Raw genomic sequence first — 20063 nt, forward strand, 5'->3', positions numbered from 1 at the left:
GTTGCGCCAAGCTAACTCCTGTACGTAAATACGCTCTCTATCCTGCCGTACGGCCTTACCGGCGTGCCAAGCAGCCGGTCGCGGCGGCGAAAGCGCAAGTGTCAGAACACGTTACGCTGCGCCGGTCACCGTCAGGTAGATCAGCACGACGTTGAGCAGACTGACCATCACCGCGACCGCCCAGCCGAGGGCGGTGGTGACGGGATGGTTGGTGTCGGTTCCCATCAGCCTGCGGTTGCTGGTCAGCAGGACCAGCGGCAGTACCGCGAACGGTATTCCGAAGGACAGCACGACTTGGGAGAGCACCAGGGTGCGGGTCGGGTCGAAGCCCAGCGCCAGAATCGCCACGGCGGGGCACAGCGTGATCAAGCGGCGCGTGAGCATCGGAATCGACCGCTGCAGTAACCCCTGCATGATCATCGCGCCTGCATAGGCGCCCACCGACGACGACGCCAGCCCGGACGCGAGCAGTCCGATCGCGAACAGCACCGCGATGGTGGCTCCCAGGGTGTCGTGGATGGCGGTGTAGGCGCCTTCGATGGAACCGCTCACGCCGTGGTTCTGCAGGTTGATGGCGGCGACCAGCAGCATCGCCGCGTTCACCGTTCCGGCGACCGCCATCGCCAGGACGACGTCCACGCGGGTGACTTGCAGCAAGTGACGGCGGTGCCGGCCCTCGTCGGGATGTCCATGCCGGTCGATAGCCAAACCCGAATGCAGATACACCGCGTGGGGCATTACGGTGGCGCCGAGGATGGCGGCGGCGAGCAGCACCGTCTCGGTGCCCCTGAACCGCGGCAGCAGTCCGCCGAGCACGTCGCCCGGCGGGGGAGTTGCGACGAAGAAGCTGGCCGCGAAGCCGACCGCGATGACCAGCAGCAACCCGGTGATGACACGCTCGAACAGCTGCTGGCCGCGACGGTCCTTGATGGTCAGCAACACCAGCGACACCGCACCGGTGATCACCCCGCCGACCAGCAGCGGCAGGTTGAACAGCACATGCAAGGCGATAGCCCCGCCGACCATTTCGGCGACATCGGTCGCCATCGCCACGAGTTCGGCCTGCAACCAGAACGCCAGCCGTAACGGACGGCTCATCTGCTTGCCGATCGCCTCGGGCAGCGAGCGACCGGTCACCAGTCCGAGCTTCGCGGACAGGTATTGCACCAGGCCCGCCAGCACATTGGCCACGACGATGACCCACAGCAGCAGGTAGCCGTACTGCGCACCGGAGCTGACGTTGGCGGCGACATTTCCCGGATCGACATAGGCGATGGCCGCGACGAACGCCGGGCCGAGCAGATACCAGCTCGTCTTGAGCGAGGTCTGAGTGTCCTGCGCCAACGTTTCGACCCTCAATCCCGTTCGCCGATAGGAGTGTGAGGTTAACGAAGCATGCCGAGCAGACGCAAAAGCACCCAATTCGGGCCGAATTAGGGTGCTTTTGCGTCTGCTCGCCAGAGGCCGCGCCCCGTTACCAGGGGTAGGTCGAGTGTCGTTCGGATCCCGGGCGCAGCAGCCACCACCGCCGGAATCGCGTTGACGATCCGCATCGCGGTTGCCACCAGCCCGGCATGGTTGTGGTCGCCGTTGCGACTGCTCAGGCAGATGTCCATGTCGTAGGACGGTTCGCCGGTGATTTCGATGCGGTAGCAACCGCCCGGCTGCGCGGGTTGTGGCCAATCCGGACACAGGTCCTCGCGCAGCCGGGTGACATGCTCCAGCACGACGGCGGGCCGGCCGCCGACCATCCCGCGCACCTCGAATCGCACTGCCGCGGCGCTGCCTTCGGGAATGTGACCCGAGGCAATGTCGAACGCCTCCGGCGCCGGTTCGCGGACATACGTTTCGGAAACCTCGTCGAGCGAAATGTCCAGTCCGGCAGCAATTTGGCGGACCACCGATCCCCACGCCAGGCTCAGCACCCCGGGCTGCAACAGCATCGGGATGTCGTCCATCGGCTTACCGAAGCCCATCACGTCGAACATGACGACGGCGCTGTCATACGTCGCGTAGTCGACGATCTCCATGCACCGCACCTGCTGAATGCTCTGGCAGGTTCCGGCCAACGCCAGCGGCAGCAGGTCGTTGGCAAAGCCAGGGTCGATGCCGTTGACGTACAGACTCGAATTGCCTTCGCGGGCAGCATCTTCCAATGGTGTGATGAGCTCTTCGGGCAGGACCTGCCATGGCCACTGCAAAAAGACGGGGCCGCTGCCGACAATGTTGACCCCGGCCGCCAGCACCCGCCGATAGTCCTCCAATGCCTCGGGCAGCCTGTTGTCGGCCATGGCGTTGTAGACGGCGCATTGCGGTCCGGTGGCCAGCACGGCATCCAGATCGGTGCTGGCTTTCACGCCGGTCGGCTCGCCGAGTCCGGCGATTTCCGCAGCGTCCTTGCCCGCCTTGGCATCCGAGGAAACCCAGACGCCGGTGAGTTCGAACTCCGGGTTGGTGATCAGCGCGCGCAGCGAGTGGACACCGACGTTGCCGGTGCCGAGTTGGACGACGGGTATGGCCACGATGTGCTCCTTACAGGTTGGGATGCTCGCGCGTCACAGGTCCGGGACCGGGATGTCGAGGTTGGGGAAGGTGAGGCCGCCGTCGACCTCCAGGGTCTTGCCGGTGAGGAAGCTGCCGGCCGGCGACGCCAAATAGACTGCCGCAGCGGCGATATCGACGGGGTCACCGAGGCGGCGCATCGGCGTCACCTTCTCCATCGGTTCGCGCAGCTCGTCGTTTGCGGCCACCACGTCCAGTGCGGAAGTCAGGATCGACCCCGGCGCAATGGCGTTGACCCGAATGCGCGGACACAGGTCGAGTGCCGCCAGCCGCGTGTAATGAGACAGGGCTGCCTTCGCGGTGCCGTAGGCGGCGAATCCACGCCCGGCGAGCCGGCCCATCGTGGAGGTGATGTTGATGATGCTGCCGCCGCCGGAGTGCTGCAGCATCAACGGAACGGCCGCGATTGTCAAGGCGTGGGCGGTGGCCACGTTGAAGGTGAACGCGTCTTTGAGGTCTTTAACCGGGGTGGTCAGCAACGTGTTCGGCATGGTGCCGCCGACGTTGTTGACGACGATGTCCAGTTTTCCGAACGCCCCGACGGCCTCGCCGGCCAGCTGCGCGGTTGCCTCGGGATGGGCCAGGTCGGCGGCGACGGTGTGGGCCCGTCGGCCGGTCTTCCGGACCTCTTCGGCGACGGCGTCTAGTTGAGATTGCGTCCGCGACGCGATGACGACGTCGGCTCCCGCTTCGGCGAATGCCAGCGCGATGGCCGCCCCCAATCCGCGTCCGCCACCGGTGATGACGGCGACTTTGTCGTCGAGACGGAAGCTGTCAAGGATCATTGCGGCCTCTCTCTTCAGTGCGGGGCCGAACCGGACGCACGCCTCACCGCTTCGGATGGTCAACATTTTTGTAACAGGTTCTAGTTTGGCACATCGCTGAGGCGGCCGGCGACGAAGGCCGCAAGCAAGTGTCGCCCCACGAAACTATTGAATTCGCGCGGTCTTAATGTAACGTCGTGGCAGCGGGAAAACGGCTGGCTGGCAAAGCCGCGGGGAGGAGCCGCGGCGAACACGTTTCATTTCGACCGTGAGGAACTAAATTGAGACTCAAACGATTTGGCGCCGTGCTCAGTGTCCTGGCAATTGGCGCACTGGTGTTGTCCGGGTGTGGCAGCGACAAAAATGCAGGCGGAGGCAGCGGGGCCTCAGGAGGTCCGTCGTCGGCGGGCGGGGGGAACGCCAACGTCAGCTGCGGCGGCAAGCAGACCTTGAAGGCCAGCGGATCGAGCGCTCAGGCCAACGCCATGACCCTCTTCACCAAGGCGTTCGAACAGGCCTGCTCGGGCCAGTCGCTGAACTACACGCCCAACGGTTCGGGCGCCGGAATCAAAGAGTTCACCGGCAATCAAACCGATTTCGGCGGCTCGGACGTAGCGCTGAGTAAGGAAGAGGCTGCGTCGGCGCAGCAGCGCTGCGGCTCGCCGGCATGGAACCTGCCGGTGGTCTTCGGTCCGATTGCGGTGACCTTCAACCTGAACACCGTCAACTCGCTGAACCTGGACGGCCCGACGCTGGCAAAGATCTTCAACGGCACCATCAAGACCTGGAACGATCCTGCCATCCAGGATCTCAACAAGGGGTTCACGCTGCCCGGTGAGCCGATCCACGTCATCTTCCGCAACGATGAGTCCGGCACCACGGACAACTTCCAGAAGTACCTGGACGCCGCTTCCAACGGCGCATGGGGCAAGGGCGCCGGAAAGGTGTTCAAGGGCGGCGTCGGTGAGGGCGCCAAGGGCAACGAAGGCACCTCGGCGGCCGTCAAGGCGACCGAGGGTTCGATCACCTACAACGAGTGGTCCTTCGCCCAGGGGCAGAAGCTGAACATGGCCAAGATCATCACTTCGGCCGGTCCGGATGCGGTGGCGATCAGCGCCGAGTCGGTTGGAAAGACGATTTCCGGCGCCACGATCTCGGGCCAGGGCAACGACCTGATCATTGACACCAATTCGTTCTACAAGCCGTCGCAGGCGGGCTCGTACCCGATTGTGCTGGCGACGTATGAGATTGTCTGCTCGAAGTATCCGGACGCTCAGGTGGGCAAGGCCGTGAAAGCGTTCCTGCAGACCACCATCGGCCCGGGTCAAAACGGATTGGGGGACCACGGTTACGCCCCGCTTCCAGACAGTTTCAAGTCGAGGTTGTCGACCGCGGTCAACGCCATCACCTAAATTGATCGCGATATGGCCCGAGGACCGCTAGCCAGGCCGCAGCGCCCGAGCGGAGCAAAGCCTGCGCTAGCGGCCCCCGACGGGCGCGCGGCACGACGTGGGGACCGGCTGTTCAAGCTCGCCGCTGGAACAGCCGGTTCCACCATCGTCGTCGCGATCGTGCTGATCGCGGTGTTCTTACTGCTGCGCGCGGTCCCGTCGTTGCGCGTGAACCACGCAAACTTCTTCACCAGTGCGCGATTTGACACCACCGACGCGAAGCACCTCGCCTTCGGTATCCGCGACTTGTTCATGGTCACGGTGCTCAGTTCGGTTTGCGCGCTGGTGTTGGCCGTACCGATCGCAATCGGAATCGCGGTGTTCCTCACCCAATACGCGCCGGTGCGGTTGTCGAGACCGTTTGCCGCAATGGTCGATCTGCTGGCCGCGGTGCCGTCGATCATCTTCGGCCTGTGGGGAATCTACGTGCTGGGACCGAAGCTCGAGCCGCTCGCCAACTTTCTGAACCGGCACCTGGGGTGGCTGTTTCTTTTCAAACAGGGCAACGTATCCATGGCCGGCGGCGGCACCATCTTCACCGCCGGCATCGTGCTCTCGGTGATGATCCTGCCGATCGTCACCTCGGTATCGCGAGAAGTGTTCCGGCAGACCCCGCCCATGCAGGTCGAAGCCGCGCAGGCGCTGGGCGCGACGAAGTGGGAAGTCATCCGAATGACGGTGCTGCCCTTCGGCCGCAGCGGCGTGGTCGCGGCGTCGATGCTGGGTCTGGGCCGCGCTCTGGGTGAAACCGTCGCGGTGCTGATCATCCTGCGCTCGTCCGCCCGTCCGGGAAAGTGGTCGTTGTTCGACGGCGGTTACACGTTCGCTTCCAAAATCGCTTCCGCGGCATCGGAATTCAGTGAACCCCTGCCGACCGGGGCATATATCTCAGCGGGATTCGCGCTGTTCGTCCTGACATTCGTGGTCAACGCGATTGCCCGCGCGATCGCCGGTGGGAAGGTCAACGGGTGAGCACCGACCTGCTCGACCGGCCGGTGAAAGCGGCGGTGTTTCGGTCGCTGAGCGCCCGGCGCCGGATCACAAACAGCCTTGCGACAACGTTTTTCCTGAGCTCGTTCATCGTCGCGCTGATCCCGCTGGTGTGGCTGCTGGGAGTCGTGGTGGTGCGGGGCTGGTACGCGGTCACCCGCTCGGGCTGGTGGACCCATTCACTGCGCGGCGTACTCCCGGGCGAGTTGGCCGGCGGCGTGTACCACGCCATCTACGGGTCGCTGGTGCAGTCCGGAGTAGCCGGCATCCTTGCGGTGCCGCTGGGCGTCATGACCGCGGTGTACCTGGTGGAGTACGGCACCGGCCGGTTGGCCCGGGTGACCACCTTCATGGTCGACGTGCTCGCCGGGGTGCCCTCGATCGTGGCGTCGCTGTTCATCTTCAGCCTGTGGATCGCCACCCTGGGATATCCGCAGAGCGCCTTCGCTGTCTCGTTGGCGTTGGTCCTACTGATGTTGCCGGTGGTGGTCCGGGCCACCGAGGAGATGCTGCGGCTGGTGCCCGACGAACTGCGAGAAGCCAGCTACGCGTTGGGAATTCCGAAATGGAAAACGATCGTGCGGATCGTCTTTCCCATTGCGATGCCGGGCATCGTCGCCGGTATTCTGCTGGCCCTCGCGCGCGTCCTGGGTGAGACCGCGCCGGTGCTGGTGCTGGTCGGGTACAACCAGTCGATCAACTACGACATTTTCAACAACAACATGGCGTCGCTGCCGCTGTTGATCTACACCACGCTGACCAACCCGGAGCCCGCCAGTTTCCTGCGGCGCTGGGGTGCGGCGCTGACGCTGATCATCATCATGGCGCTGATCAGTCTGACCGCCGCGGCGATCCGCTTCGTGGCAACCCGACGGCGCCGGTAGCCGGTCAGGGCTTGAGCTTCAGCACCCGGCCGTTGCCGCGGTCGGCGACGTAGACGTTGCCGTCCTTGTCCACCGCGACCGACAAGGGTGTGTTGAGGCCCTGGAAAGGCAACTCGGTTGAGGTGCTCGCTCCGGCCGCCAGCTTCACCACCCTGTTGTTGTCGTGTTCGGTCACGTAGACGCTGCCGACTTTGTCCACCGCGATGCCCCACGGCGCCGAGATCCCGGTGAACGGCAGGACGGACTGGTTGCTCGTCCCGGCATCGAGTTTCAGCACCCTGTTGTTGTCGGTGTCGGTGACGTAGACGTTGCCATTGCTGTCCACGGCCACCCCGTCGGGGTTCTTGAGCCCGTCGAACGCCAGCACGATCTGGGTGGTTGACCCCGGCTCCAATTTCACCACCCGGTTGTTGCCGCGGTCAGCGACATAGACGGAGCCCTGGGTATCCACCGCCAAGCCCTCGGGGTAGTTGAGACCGGTGAACGGCATGTCGGTTTGATTGTTCGATCCGGCCCCCAGCGACACCACCCGGTTGTTGAAATCGCTGACGTAGATCTTGCCGGCGCTGTCGACCGCCACGCCCTGGGGCTCGTAGAGACCGGAGAACGGCTTCACCGTCGGCGCGCTCGACCCGGCCGCCAGCGCCACCACCCTGCCCTTCATGCCTTGGTTGGTGACGTAGACGGTGCCGGAACTGTCGACCGCGACCCCGCCTGGGGAGAGGCGGAAGTTGAGATCTTTGAACGGCAGCTCTTGTGGTTGTCCAGGCTTTGCCTCCGGCTGCCCTGCGTTGTTATCCGACCCCCCGAACGCGAACACCGCGACCAGCACGATCGCGAGCAGGACCGCCGCGATACCACCGGCGATAAGCAGCAGTTTCTTCTTGTCGCGGGGCTTACCCGCGGGCTGGTATGACTGGCCGGGCGGCGTGTACGGACCCGACGGCTGCTGCTGGCCGGGGCTGGCGACACCGGGCTGGCTGGGCCAGCCGCCGCCGACCACTGGGTTGGCCTGGGTGCGGTGGTCGCCCGCTTGCCCGCCGCTATCCCCCGACATCGGACGCATCATGGTCTGGTCGCCGGTCGGGTATGACGGGCCCATCATCGTCTGGTCCCCGGTGGAGTATTGCGGCGACGGCGCCATCCTGGTCTGTTCCCCGGTTGGGTACTGCGGCGTCGGTCCCATGGCCGTCGCGGCTGGGTCGCTGGTCGAGTAGTGCGGGCCGGACGTTTGTTGTGGGTACCCACCGGACGTTTGCTGCGGGTAGCCGCCCGACGTTTGTTGCGGGTAGCCGCCCGAGTGCTGTTGGTAAGCGCCCGAGGGCTGTTGTTGGAAACCGCCGGACGCCTGCTGCGGGTGGGCACCCGAGCCGCCGAAGCTGGCCCAGCCCACACTCGGGTCGACGACCGGGGCCATCAGGGTCTCATTGTCGCCCTGGCGCAGAATGGTGGCTTCTTGACGCTGCTCAGAACTCGTGAGCGCGTCATGGGCGGCGTCGGCCAGATCACCGCAACTCAGGTAGCGGTCCAGCGGATTCTTGGCCATCCCCTTCGCGATCACGTCGTCCAGGGCCGCCGGCACTCTGCCCGGCCTTAGCTGGCTGGGCCGCGGCGCGGGTTCCATCAGGTGCGACGCGATCAATCGCTCGACGCTTTGCGCCGAATAGGGCGGCGAACCCGTCAAGCATTCGTCCAACACACAGGCCAGCGCATAGATATCGGCGCGGTAGGTGACCTCGGTGTCGCCGAACCTCTCGGGTGCCATGTAGTTATAGGTGCCCACGGCTGTCCCGGTCTGCGTCAGTCCGGGGTCAGAGGCGGCACGGGCGATACCGAAGTCCACCAAATAGGCGAAGTCCTGGTTGGTGACCAGAATGTTCTCCGGCTTGACGTCGCGGTGAGTGACGCCGGCGCTGTGCGCCGCGTCCAGCGCGGCGGCGATCTGGCGAATGATCGCCACCGACCGTGCCGGGGCCATCGGACCCGTCTGCGTCAAAATCTGCCGCAGCGAGACGCCGTCGATCAAACGCATCTCCACATAGAACTGACCGTCAATCTCGCCGTAGTCATGGATCGGGACAATGTGCGGCTCGGTCAACCGCCCCGCGGTGTCGGCTTCACGCTGCATCCGGGCACGAAACACCGAATTGTCGGAGTACTGCGCCGAAATCAGCTTGAGCGCCACCACCCGCCGCTTGCGGGTGTCCTCGGCTTCGTAGACCTCGCCCATCCCGCCGCGACCTATGAGACGCACCAGCTTGTAGGGCCCGAACTGGGATCCCTCCCGCGAAACGGCGTTACTCACCGTCGACGCTCCCTTCGCCAGCCACCTGATCCGGACGGCCAGAGTAAGCCCTCGGAAAACCGATGGTTACCACACGGTAAATCCTTGGCGACCAACGCGCCCAGAGATTCGGATTACTCACAGTGAATTCTGAAATCTCTCCAAACAGTTGCACGCGCGCAGCATCGACTTGCATCACTCCAACCCACGCCCAAACCCGTTGTGCCCGACGTGGTTTGCGTGATTACCCGATGCTGTTTACCGCTGGCACCAGTTTGGATTGCAACGAACTCGGCAGCGGAATGTAGCCGTACTCGTCCAGGCCATTTTGGCCGTCGCCAATTGTGGCCTGCATGAAAGCCTTAACTGCGGCACCGGTGGGGCCGTCGGGGTACTTAGAGCAGACGATCTCGTAGGTCACCAGCACTATCGGGTAGGAGCCGGCCTGCGACGGCTTGTAGAACGTCGACGTGTCCACCACGAGGTCATTGCCCTGGCCTTTGAAGGCCGCGCCCGAGATGGTCTTGCCGACCGTTTCCGGGGTGATCGCCACTGGATCCGGACCCGCTGACGTGACGATCAGCGCCCTGTTCAGTTGATGGCCCTCGGCGAACGACCACTCGTTGTACGTGATCGACCCGTCGGTTCTCTTGAGCGCCTGCGACGTTCCGTCATTGCCGGCGGCGCCCTCACCGACCCCGCCGTTGAACGTCTTACCGGCACCCTTGCCCCACGCGCCGTTGGAAGCGGCGTCGAGGTACTTCTGGAAGTTGTCCGTGGTGCCTGACTCGTCGGAGCGGAAGACGACGTGAATGGGCGTCGGCGGTAAGTTGCTGCCGGAGTTGAGTGCCTTGATCGCCGGGTCGTCCCACTTGGTGATGCCGCCGTTGAAGATCCGCGCCAGGGTGGGACCGTCCAAGTTCAGCGAGCTCACCCCGTTGATGTTGTAAGTGACGGCGATGGGCCCGAACACCACCGGCAGGTCCCAGGCAGGCGATCCGCAGCGCTCCGCTGCCCGGTCGGGTTCACCTTTCGCCTGATCCATCGGCGAATCGGACCCCGCCAAGTCGACCTGGCCACCGATGAACGCCTTCATCCCGGCACCGGAGCCGTTGGCGTTGTAGTCCAGCGTGTAGCCGGGGCAGGCGTGGATGTAGGCGTAGACGAATTGCTCGATCGCGTTCTTCTGCGCGGTCGACCCGGCGGCATGGAGTTTCTTCTTACCGCCGCAGTTCACCGGCACCGCGGGAGTGGTGGATTTTGAAGCAGACGGGGTGTTCGAATGTCCACCACAAGCCGATAACACCAGCGTGCTGGCGACCACCAGACTCAATGCGGTGCCAGATCGAGTGAACTTCACGGGACTCCTAGATTCAGGATCGGCAGCACGATGAGCATAACGTGAATCGAGGCCGCATTGGTCAGGACTTCGATGCCTGTTTGGCCCGGCTCTTCTTGGCCGGCGCTTTTTTCGCGGCTGTCTTTTTCGCCGGTTTGTTGGTGCCCGAGCGGGCCTTCACACTGGCTTCCAGCTTGGCGAGCAGGTCGGAGACGTCTTCGGCCTCGTCCAGTTCCGCCGGTTTCTCCTCGGCGGTAAAAGCTTCCCCGCCTTCAAGTTTCGCGTCGACCAGTTCTTGCAGCTGCTCCTGATAGGTGTCGTGGTAGCGGTCGGGGTTGAAGTCATCGGCCATCGACTCCACCACCTGACCGGCCATCTTGAGTTCTGCGGGCTTGATATCGACCTTCTTGTCGAGCACCGGGAAATCGGGGTCGCGGATTTCGTCGGGCCACAACAAGGTGTGTATCACCATCACGTCGCGCTTGCCGAAATCCTTGACGCGCAAGGCCGCCAGCCGGGTCTTGTTGCGCAGCGTGAAGTGCACTATCGCCATGCGGTCGGTCTCGCTGAGCGTCTTGGCCAGTAGCACATACGATTTGGACGACTTCGAATCCGGCTCCAGGAAATAACTGCGGTCGAACAGCATCGGGTCGACCTCGCTGGCCGGGACGAATTCCAGCACCTCGATTTCGCGGCTGCGCTCTTCGGGCAGCGTGGCGATGTCGTCGTCGGTGATCACCACCATGCGCCCGTCGGGGGACTCGTAGGCGCGGGCGAGGTCGCTGTATTCGACGACTTCGCCGCACACCTCGCACACCCGCTTGTATCGGATGCGCCCGTTGTCCTTGGCGTGCACCTGGTGGAACTTGATGTCGTGGTCCTCGGTGGCGCTGTACACCTTGACTGGGACATTTACCAGCCCGAAGGCGATAGAACCCTTCCAGATGGAGCGCATGGTGTCAGTATGCCCACGTAATGGCGAGCAGACGCAAAAGCTGCCGATTCGTGCCGAATTCGGGAGCTTTTGCGTCTGCTCGCGCTACTTACGCCCCGGGCCGCGAGACGGTGAGCGCGGCCGCCAGGCTCGCCGCGTCGAGGGCCGCGGTCAGCGCGTCCAGCCCGATTCCGCGTAGCGCGGCGCGCCTGCTGCCGCCCAGCAGGTCCTCTTCCCAAAGCGCGTCGAGCAGGCCGACCATGAACGCGTCGCCGGCGCCGACGGTGTCCGCCATCTGCACCGGTCGCGCGGCCACCCGGGCCTGGCCGGCGGCGCAGAACGCCACCGAACCCTGATCGCCCAGGGTGAGCGCGACAATCGCAGGGCCTGAGGCCAGCCAGGTTCGCGCGGTCACCTCCGGCGGGTGGTTGGGTTGGAGCCAGCTCAGGTCCTCGGCGCTGGCCTTGACGACGTCGCAGCGCTCGACGAGATGCTCGATTCGTTCCCGCGCCAGATCCCGATCGACGATCAGCGACGGACGCACGTTGGGATCGAAGGTGAGAGTGGCCGAGACGCGGTAGGCGTCCAGCAGGGCCGCGACGGCCAGGCAGCCCGGCTCGAGCACCGCGGCGATGGATCCCGTGTGCACGAAAAGCGGCGGGGCAACCGGTGGTATCCCGGAGAGCTCCCAGTCCAAGTCGAACGCATAACTGGCCGATCCGTCTTCGGCCACTGTCGCGGTGGCGCGGGGTGTCCGGGAGGCCGAGATACTGGTTGAAAGAAGTTGTGCGCCAGCTGATTTCACGTACTCGGTGATGCGGCGGCCGGCGTCGTCGTCGCCGATGTGGGTCAGCAGATCGACTCCGCGGCCCAGCCGGGCCAATCCGACGGCGACATTCAACGGGCTGCCGCCGACATGGTCTTGGCCACCGACAGTGTCGATCAGCGCTTCGCCGATGACCAGTCCGCGAGTCATGACACCTCCCCGTGCAGCAACACTTCCAGGGTTGCCTGCGCCCCGCGGGTGTGCAACGAATCCAGCGCCCAGAGATAGGCCGCCACAAAGCGTGGCTGTTGCGCCAGATCCCCGAAGACCGCGGTGATCTCGATGAACGCGATGGGACGCTCGTGCTGCGACCGGGCGATCGGCACCAGCGAGTCTGCGAGCTGGTCCACCACCTCGATCGGCTGGCCCCGCTCGTCGACACCCTCGGCGTAACGGGCCCAGCTGGCCACCGTCGCCGCCGCCAAGCGAACCTGCCCGTCGCCGGCAAGATTGTCGTGGATCACCGGAAGCAGCCACTTCGGAATACGGTCCGACGAGTAGGCGCACAGCCGGGCCACGGTGTCCCGCACTCCGGGGTTGGCGAAACGCTCAATGAGCGTGCGGCTGTAGTCATGCAGGTCGATCCCGGGCACCGGTGCCAGCGTCGGGATGGCCTCGAAATCGAAATAGGCGAGCAGGAATTCGGCGAGCAACGGATCGCGCGCCGCGTCGTGGACGAACTCGAAGCCACACAGATGGGCGAAGTAGCAGAGGCATTGGTGTCCCGCGTTGAGCAGCCGCAGCTTCATCAACTCGTACGGGCCGACATCGTCGACCAGCAACACGCCGGCCTGTTCCAACGGCGGCCTGCCGTCGGCGAAGTCGTCTTCGATGACCCAGGCCGCGAACGGCTCGGTCAGCACCGGCCACCGGTCGGCCACTCCGAAGTCGCGCCGCACCTCCGCGGCTATCTCCGGTGTCGTGGACGGGGTGATTCGGTCCACCATCGAACACGGGAACCGCGCGTATTCCGCTATCCACTCGGCGAGCCCGGGATCGCGACGCTCGGCATGCGCGACGACGACCCGCCGCGCGACCTCGCCATTGCTCTCGATGTTGTCGCACGACAGAATCGTCGGTGCAGCGATCCCGCGGCCGCGACGCCTGGCCAGAGCCCCGGTGATCAACCCGAACGCGGGCCCGTCGGGGTCGCGGTAACCGCCCTCGGTGATCGTCAGCGAAATGATGCGGGTGGTAGCCGCGGCCAGCAACTCGATCACTGCCTCCGGATCGTCGGGCGCGTAGCGGTAGTCGATGATCGAGCCGATGACTTGTGCGTCGCGGCTTCCGTCAGGGTTCTCCAGAATCAGCGTGTATAGCCCGTCCTGGTCACGCAGCACATCGCGCATTGGCCAGTCCGCCGGCAACACCCCCACCCCGCAGATGCCCCACTCGCGCGCCAAGCCCTGCTGTAGCAGCCGGTCGATGTACATGGCCTGATGGGCACGGTGAAAGTGACCAGCCCCGATATGCGCGATACCGACGCGGATGCCGCCGCGGTCGTAGCTAGGTGTTGTGATCGTCATCTTGTGTCAGCGCTGCATTGTCGAGGTTGGGCATCGACTGGTTTACTTTTCCCGGGCCACGCCGCGACGTCCGCGAAGTCCGGCGGCAATAACCGGTCGGTGCGCGATCGCACGCCTACCTGAGCGTGGATCCTCCCCCTGTCGTGGTCGACAACAGGAGGACATCGGCGAGACCACGCCACGAGTCGGTGATTGCGACTGCGCCGGCATCGATCAATTCTGCACGGCGGCAAGCTCGTTCGTCAGGTAGTACGAACATCAGGTTCCCGACGGTGGCGTAGCCGGCGGCGACCGCGGACGTCACGCCGGCCACCGAGTCTTCGATGGCCAGCCCTTGTTCGGCTTTGACGCCCAGGACCTGGCCGCAGTGCAGATACACCGCCGGGTCGGGTTTGCTTGTCGGTACCGGAAGAGAATCCTCCGCGCTGAAGGTCACGGACTCCGGTATCAACGAGTCGAGGCCGGTGGCGGTGAAGCAGGCGCGCAGACGCTTGCTGGCGCTGGAGCTGACCGCCGCGAGTGCGTAGTGCGTTGCCAGGTCACTCAACGGTTCCAGTACCGACGGATCGGGTGTCAGGGTGACGGCCAAATGAGCGGTGACTTGCTCGCGCTCTTCGCGCACCCACTGCTCGAGTTCGTCGGCGGACAACGCGTTGCCGCTCGCCACCTCGCTGGCCGAGGCGACCACCGCCGCGGGACGGCCCTGGGCCAGCGTCTGATCGAGCGGCACTTCGCACTGCACCGCCAAGTCGAGAGCGGTGGTTCGGAAGTTCTTCCCGACGGCCCGCTTACGCAGCTCTTCCGAGCTGAGCGGAGCCGTCACGCCGAACCTCGCCAGGAAACGGTTCGTCACCTCGGTCGAGGCTTCGAACGCCGGCCTCTCCGAAGGAAACAGGTTGTCATCGGCGTCGCAGAGCAAGGTGGTGATAGGTGCGGGGTCGAATTGCCGGACAAAAGTGATGGGCTGGTTCATTGCAACACCAGCTCCCGCGCGTCGTCCCGCAGCGCTCGGCGCAGGGTGGGTATCACACCATGCCCATCGATGTCTGCGATCATGGCGCCGAGACGCTCCGCGAAGCCGGGAATCATGCGTAGGTCGGCGAGGATTTCATGCCTCAGCAACGGACGAGGATTGTTGCCTCCCATCGTCGCCAACTTGGTGAGGAGTCCCGACTCCGGGTCGTCGACGTGGATCTTGCCACCGTCGAGGTCGTAGCCGCGCAGGTACCGGGCCCACCCGGCCAGGGCCAGCATCAGCAGAGTGTGCGGTTTGTCCTGCGCGATCGCCTCGTGCAGAGACGGCAGCAGGAACGACGCCATCTTCGTCGATCCCCGTCGCGCCAAACGCGACAACTGGTCGCTCAAGCGGGGATTGCCGAGCCGAGTGAGCAACGTGTTCCGATAACCCGGGGTGTTCATCCCGGGCACCGCCGGTAGCAACGGTTGAATCTCGTCGCGCATGAGCTGCTCGACGTAGTCAAAGATGACCGGGTCACTCATCGCCTCGTCGGTGCGCTGGTAGCCGGCCAGCGTGGCCAGACACGCGATCGCAATATGAGTTCCGTTGAGCAGACGGGTTTTGACCAGCGTGTGGTCGCTTACATCGGTCACGAACTGGGCGCCCACCTCATGAAGGGGCGGCCGGTCGTCGCTGAAGGTGTCCTCGATGACCCATTGGCAATACGGTTCGGTCAGCACCGGCAATCTGTCGGCAATGCCGAATGTGTGCTCGACGAATTGGCGTTCGGATGTTGAAGTCTGCGGGGTTATGCGGTCGACCATGGTCGACGGGAATGCGACGTGGGTGTCGATCCAGCGGGCAAGGCCGGGGTCTTTTAAAGCGGCGAACGACACCAGCGCCGTTCGCGCCGCCTGGGTGTTGTCCGGAATGTTGTCGCAGCAGAGCACCGTGAAAGGGGCAGTGCCGGTGCGGCGACGCTGTTCGAGTGCCTCGGTGAGATATGCCCACGCGGTGGCGAAGCTGTTCGACGCGACCAGATCGGCACGCACGTCAGGGTGGTCAGCATCGAATTCGCGGGTAACCGGATCCAGGAAGTACCCGTTGTCGGTAATCGTCAGGCTGACGACGCGGGTTTGAGGGTCAGCCAGAGCCACCCGCACCGCGGTGTTGTCGTTCGGTGCGTAGTGGTAGGAGCCGATCGAGCCGACGACCCGGGCCGTCTGGCGGTCATGGCCGCGTTGTACGACGGTGTAAAGCCCATCTTGAGCCGACAGCAGATCCTTCACGTCTCGGGAGCGCAGGCTGACGCCGGTAACCCCCCATTCCTGGGAAATGCCCGAGCGGGCTAGGTCGTCGAAGTAGACGGCCTGGTGCGCACGGTGAAAGTTGCCTGCTCCGATATGAACAACACCGGGCTGAAGAGCCGACCTGTCGTAGGTTGGCACGTCGATTCGTGGTGAATGCAGGGGCAATGTGGCGTCGCTCAGCGGAACCCCACTGCTGCAGTCCTGGGCGACGACACTCGTCAAGTGGTTGGCGTAGCGCATTGGTCGCCGAACATACCCACCGTGATGGCGGTCGCAAAGCGAGCACGGCACCGTGGCATCCGACATTGCTGGTGTCAACAGCCGTTTAGCCGACGTGGTGAAATGCGCCACATCGAGGCGGGGGTCGATGGAGGCGGCCCGATATGAGCGCTGATTCCTGGACCGCGCGCGTAGCTTTAGCAGCATGGATTCGCCGCAGGCGTGGCCTCCCGAACCGAAGGCGCATCCCCGGGTGAAATTGACCAACGCCGACAAGGTGCTCTACCCAGCCACCGAGGGCCGACAGGCCGTCACAAAAAGAGAGGTCTTTGCGTACTACACCAGCATCGCCGAGGTGATGGTGCCGCACATCGCGCGGCGCCCGGCCACGCGCAAGCGGTGGCCCAACGGTGTCGAGCAGGGCTCGTTCTTCGAAAAGCAGCTGGCGTCTTCGGCGCCGGACTGGTTGCCGCGCGCCGGCGTGACGCACCGGTCGGGAACCACGACCTATCCGATCATCGAAAGCGCCACCGGGCTGGCCTGGATAGCGCAGCAGGCAGCGCTCGAGGTGCACGTGCCGCAGTGGAGGTTCGTCGCCGAGTGGACGCGAAAAGGCGAAAAGTTAAACCCGGGCCCGGCAACACGATTGGTGTTCGACCTGGACCCCGGCGAGGGCGTGACGATGGCCCAGCTGGCCGAGGTGGCCCGCGCCGTCCGCGAGCTGATCACCGACATCGGCCTGACCACCTTCCCGCTCACCAGCGGCAGCAAAGGCCTGCATCTCTACGCGCCATTGGATGAGCCGGTGAGCAGCAGGGGAGCTTCCGTTCTTGCCAAACGCGTTGCGCAGCAACTGGAAACGATGATGCCCAAGCTGGTGACTGCGACGATGACCAAGAGTCTGCGCGCCGGTAAGGTGTTCTTGGACTGGAGCCAGAACAACGGCGCGAAAACGACCATCGCCCCCTATTCGCTGCGTGGCCGCGAGCATCCGACGGTCGCGGCACCGCGCAGCTGGGAAGAGCTCGACGACCCGGATTCGCTGCGCCAGTTGCGCTACGACGAAGTGCTTGCCAGGGTGGCTCGCGACGGCGATCTGCTGGCGGCGCTGGACGCCGATATGCCCGGCGCGGACCGGCTGACCAAGTACCGCAGCATGCGTGACGCGTCCAAGACACCCGAACCGGTACCGGCTTCCAAACCCATTACCGGACACGACAATACGTTCGTCATCCAGGAGCATCACGCGCGCCGGCTGCACTACGACTTCCGGTTGGAAAGAGACGGGGTGCTGGTGTCGTGGGCGGTGCCGAAGAACCTGCCCGAGACGACGTCGGTGAACCACCTGGCGGTGCACACCGAGGATCATCCGCTGGAATACGGCATGTTCGAGGGCAGTATCCCCAAGGGCGAGTACGGCGCCGGCAAGGTGATCATCTGGGACTCCGGGACCTACGACACCGAGAAGTTCAACGACTCCGGCGAGAAGGGGGAGGTCATCGTCAACCTGCACGGCAGCCGGATCTCCGGGCGCTATGCCCTGATTCAAACCAACGGCGACCAGTGGCTGGCCCACCGGATGAAAGATCAGAAATTCTTCGACTTCGACTCGCTGGCGCCAATGTTCGCGACCCACGGTTCGGTGGCCAACTTGAAAGCGAGCGTGTGGGCCTTCGAAGGCAAATGGGACGGTTATCGGCTGCTCGTTGACGCCGACCACGGCAACGTGCGGCTGAGGTCGCGCAGCGGACGCGACGTCACCAAGGAGTATCCCCAATTACGTTCGCTGGCTGACGCTTTGGCTGAGCACCATGTGGTAATCGATGGTGAAGTGGTAGCGCTCGACAAGTCGGGCGTACCCAGCTTCAACGAAATGCAGAACCGGGTGCGCGCCACCCGAATCGAGTTTTGGGCGTTCGACTTGCTCTATGTTGACGGCCGTTCACTACTGCGGGCCCGCTACTCCGACCGCCGCAAGCTGCTGGAAACACTCGCCAGTGCAGGCGATCTCATTGTTCCCCCGCTGCTACCCGGCAATGGCGCCGAAGCACTGGAGTACTCCCGCAAGCGTGGCTGGGAAGGCGTCGTCGCCAAGCGGCGCGACTCCACTTATCAGCCGGGCCGGCGTTCGGCGTCCTGGGTCAAGGACAAGCACTGGAACACCCAGGAGGTCGTCATCGGCGGCTGGCGCGCGGGCGAAGGCGGCCGCAGCAGCGGCATCGGGGCGCTGCTGGTCGGCATTCCCGGCGACGGTGGCCTGCGGTTCGCCGGGCGGGTCGGCACCGGCTTCACCGAACGCGACTTGGCCAACCTCAAGGCCACACTGGCGCCGTTACACACCGACAGATCCCCGTTCGACGCTCCGCTTCCGCCGCCCGACGCCAAGCGGGTCACCTTCGTCGAGCCGGTCCTGGTCGGGGAGGTGCGCTACAGCGAATGGACCCCGGATAACCGTTTGCGTCAACCGAGTTGGCGGGGACTGCGACCGGACAAGGAACCGAGTGAGGTGATACGCGAATGAAATGGGTGACGTATCAAGGCCCGGATAGCAGCGAACGGACCGCAGTGTTATCCGGTGACATGATTCACCCGGCGCCGCCCGCCGTCACGCTCCTGGAGCTGGTCGGCCGTGGCCCAGACGGGCTGCGCGAAGCCGGTGAGCAGGCACTTGGCTCCGAGCCGGTTGCCCTGGCCGATGTGCGGCTGCGCGCGCCGATCCCACGTCCGCCGTCGATCCGGGACTCGCTGTGTTTCTTGGACCACATGCGCAACTGTCAGGCCGCACTCGGTGCCGGGCGGGTCCTGGCCGACACCTGGTACCGCATCCCCGCTTTCTACTTCGCCTGTCCGGCAACCGTGCTCGGTCCCTACGACGACGCGCCGATGGCTCCCGGAAGTGCTTGGCAGGACTTCGAATTGGAGATCGCAGCGGTCATCGGAACAAGCGGTAAGGACCTTACGGTGCAGGAAGCCGAACGCGCCATCATCGGCTACATGATCTTCAACGACTGGTCCGCCCGCGACCTGCAGCAGCTGGAGGGGCAACTGGCCATCGGGCAGGCCAAGGGAAAAGACAGCGGCGTCACGTTGGGCCCGTACCTGGTTACACCGGATGAGCTCGAATCCTACTGTCGTGACGGCAAGCTCGACCTTCAGGTGAGCGCTCTGGTAAATGACAACGTGATCGGTTCGGGGTCCACCGCGCAGATGGACTGGAGCTTCGGTGAAGTCATCTCCTACGCCTCGCGCGGAGTGACGCTGATGCCCGGCGACGTCTTCGGCTCCGGCACGGTGCCCACCTGCACGCTGGTCGAGCATCTGAGTCTTACTGCGCTGGAATCGTTTCCGGGCTGGCTGCACGACGGCGACGTCGTAACCCTGCGGGTGCAGGGATTGGGGGAGACCCGGCAGACCGTCCGCGCCAGTCGCCCACCGCACCCGCTGGCGCCGCGGCGCAACCCGGACGCGCCGCCAGCCGCCGACCGGGTCAATCACGCGCCCGCACGAGTGCCCTACACCCGCGGACTGCACCAGGTCGGTGATCGGGTATGGGCGTGGACGCTGCCAGATGGGGGCTACGGCTGGAGCAACGCCGGATTGGTTGCCGGCGACGGCGCTTCGCTGCTCGTCGACACGCTTTTCGACCTGGCGCTGACGCGCGAAATGTTCAACGCGATGAAGCCGGTCACCGATGGGGCACCAATCACGCACGCGTTGATCACCCACTCCAACGGCGACCACACGCACGGCAATCAGCTGCTGGACCCGTCGGTGCGGATCATCGCGGCCGAGGGTACGGCCGAGGAGATCGCGCATGGCATGCCCGCTGAGATGCTGGTGATGACGCAGACAGCCAACCTCGGTCCCGTCGCCACCCCGTATGCGCGAGAACGATTCGGGCACTTCGATTTCAGCGGCATCAAGGTGCGCAATGCCGATCTCACCTTCGAGCGTGAGCTCAGCGTGCAGGTCGGCGGTCGGCAGATCAACCTGTTGAACCTGGGTCCGGCCCACAC

Annotated in this window: 15 protein-coding genes; 5 read left to right on the plus strand and 10 right to left on the minus strand. The window is 64.7% G+C overall.

From position 1 onward, the window contains the following. Positions 1-111 precede the first annotated feature (111 nt). From A5791_RS23845 to A5791_RS23855, 3 genes are read right to left on the minus strand one after another with little or no spacing between them, the layout of a single operon-like run. The gene (locus A5791_RS23845; protein ID WP_369828127.1) at positions 112-1422 is read right to left on the minus strand and encodes an Nramp family divalent metal transporter; all 1311 of its coding nucleotides are present in this window, start codon (positions 1420-1422) and stop codon (positions 112-114) included. Positions 1423-1433: 11 nt separating this feature from the next. Next, entirely contained in the window at positions 1434-2522 is a 1089-nt protein-coding gene (locus tag A5791_RS23850) for a diacylglycerol kinase (RefSeq protein WP_067242265.1), read from the minus strand. A gap of 33 nt (positions 2523-2555) precedes the next feature. Further along, positions 2556-3347, minus strand: a complete 792-nt coding sequence (locus A5791_RS23855; RefSeq protein WP_067242268.1) for an SDR family oxidoreductase — start codon at positions 3345-3347, stop codon at positions 2556-2558. 260 nt (positions 3348-3607) lie between these two features. Between A5791_RS23855 and pstS (A5791_RS23860) the strand changes: the two genes are divergently transcribed. From pstS (A5791_RS23860) to pstA, 3 genes are read left to right on the plus strand one after another with little or no spacing between them, the layout of a single operon-like run. Continuing rightward, entirely contained in the window at positions 3608-4738 is a 1131-nt protein-coding gene (gene pstS / locus A5791_RS23860; protein WP_067242271.1) for a phosphate ABC transporter substrate-binding protein PstS, read from the plus strand. Positions 4739-4750: 12 nt separating this feature from the next. Further along, complete coding sequence (gene pstC / locus A5791_RS23865) at positions 4751-5749, plus strand: phosphate ABC transporter permease subunit PstC (protein ID WP_067242274.1); 999 nt, start codon at positions 4751-4753, stop codon at positions 5747-5749. Next, positions 5746-6651 (plus strand): phosphate ABC transporter permease PstA, encoded by a 906-nt coding sequence (gene pstA, locus A5791_RS23870; protein ID WP_067242277.1) that lies wholly within the window; start codon positions 5746-5748, stop codon positions 6649-6651. Before pstC ends, pstA begins: the two co-directional genes overlap by 4 nt. Positions 6652-6655: 4 nt before the next feature. On the opposite strand, the gene A5791_RS23875 is transcribed toward pstA, so the two are convergent. From A5791_RS23875 to A5791_RS23905, 7 genes are all read right to left on the minus strand, one after another. Continuing rightward, positions 6656-8956: a serine/threonine-protein kinase PknD gene (locus tag A5791_RS23875; protein WP_067242280.1), complete on the minus strand. Its 2301-nt coding sequence runs from the start codon at positions 8954-8956 to the stop codon at positions 6656-6658. 223 nt (positions 8957-9179) lie between these two features. Then, positions 9180-10295 (minus strand): phosphate ABC transporter substrate-binding protein PstS, encoded by a 1116-nt coding sequence (gene pstS / locus A5791_RS23880; RefSeq protein WP_067242283.1) that lies wholly within the window; start codon positions 10293-10295, stop codon positions 9180-9182. 61 nt (positions 10296-10356) lie between these two features. Then, positions 10357-11229, minus strand: a complete 873-nt coding sequence (locus A5791_RS23885) for a Ku protein (protein WP_067242286.1) — start codon at positions 11227-11229, stop codon at positions 10357-10359. A gap of 88 nt (positions 11230-11317) precedes the next feature. Beyond that, on the minus strand, positions 11318-12184 hold the full coding sequence (locus A5791_RS23890; RefSeq protein WP_067242290.1) for a carbohydrate kinase: 867 nt from the start codon (positions 12182-12184) through the stop codon (positions 11318-11320). Continuing rightward, a complete protein-coding gene (locus A5791_RS23895; protein ID WP_067242294.1) occupies positions 12181-13560 on the minus strand; it encodes a mannitol dehydrogenase family protein in 1380 nt (459 codons plus the stop codon). Before A5791_RS23895 ends, A5791_RS23890 begins: the two co-directional genes overlap by 4 nt. Before the next feature lie 115 nt (positions 13561-13675). Further along, a complete protein-coding gene (locus tag A5791_RS23900) occupies positions 13676-14533 on the minus strand; it encodes an HAD family phosphatase (RefSeq protein WP_067242297.1) in 858 nt (285 codons plus the stop codon). Continuing rightward, positions 14530-16050 carry a mannitol dehydrogenase family protein gene (locus tag A5791_RS23905; RefSeq protein ID WP_231995993.1) on the minus strand — a complete coding sequence of 507 codons (1521 nt, stop codon included), beginning with the start codon at positions 16048-16050 and terminating at the stop codon, positions 14530-14532. The genes A5791_RS23900 and A5791_RS23905 overlap by 4 nt, the downstream gene beginning before the upstream one ends. A 202-nt stretch (positions 16051-16252) precedes the next feature. Between A5791_RS23905 and A5791_RS23910 the strand changes: the two genes are divergently transcribed. Both A5791_RS23910 and A5791_RS23915 read left to right on the plus strand, forming a co-directional pair. Continuing rightward, positions 16253-18568 carry an ATP-dependent DNA ligase gene (locus A5791_RS23910; protein WP_067242302.1) on the plus strand — a complete coding sequence of 772 codons (2316 nt, stop codon included), beginning with the start codon at positions 16253-16255 and terminating at the stop codon, positions 18566-18568. Next, the coding region (locus A5791_RS23915) for a fumarylacetoacetate hydrolase family protein (RefSeq protein WP_067242306.1) at positions 18565-20063 on the plus strand (1499 nt) is incomplete at its 3' end. The genes A5791_RS23910 and A5791_RS23915, both read left to right, overlap by 4 nt.

The sequence above is a fragment of the Mycobacterium sp. 852002-51163_SCH5372311 genome, from assembly GCF_001667115.1.
Classification (GTDB): Bacteria; Actinomycetota; Actinomycetes; order Mycobacteriales; family Mycobacteriaceae; genus Mycobacterium.

Bases quoted from the DNA above. Each gene is read 5' to 3' on its own strand.
- pstC (WP_067242274.1), top strand. From the start codon at position 4,751: ATGGCCCGAGGACCGCTAGCCAGGCCGCAGCGCCCGAGCGGAGCAAAG.
- A5791_RS23890 (WP_067242290.1), bottom strand. From the start codon at position 12,184: ATGACTCGCGGACTGGTCATCGGCGAAGCGCTGATCGACACTGTCGGT.
- A5791_RS23910 (WP_067242302.1), top strand. From the start codon at position 16,253: ATGGATTCGCCGCAGGCGTGGCCTCCCGAACCGAAGGCGCATCCCCGG.
- A5791_RS23895 (WP_067242294.1), bottom strand. From the start codon at position 13,560: ATGACGATCACAACACCTAGCTACGACCGCGGCGGCATCCGCGTCGGT.
- A5791_RS23855 (WP_067242268.1), bottom strand. From the start codon at position 3,347: ATGATCCTTGACAGCTTCCGTCTCGACGACAAAGTCGCCGTCATCACC.
- A5791_RS23885 (WP_067242286.1), bottom strand. From the start codon at position 11,229: ATGCGCTCCATCTGGAAGGGTTCTATCGCCTTCGGGCTGGTAAATGTC.
- A5791_RS23900 (WP_067242297.1), bottom strand. From the start codon at position 14,533: ATGAACCAGCCCATCACTTTTGTCCGGCAATTCGACCCCGCACCTATC.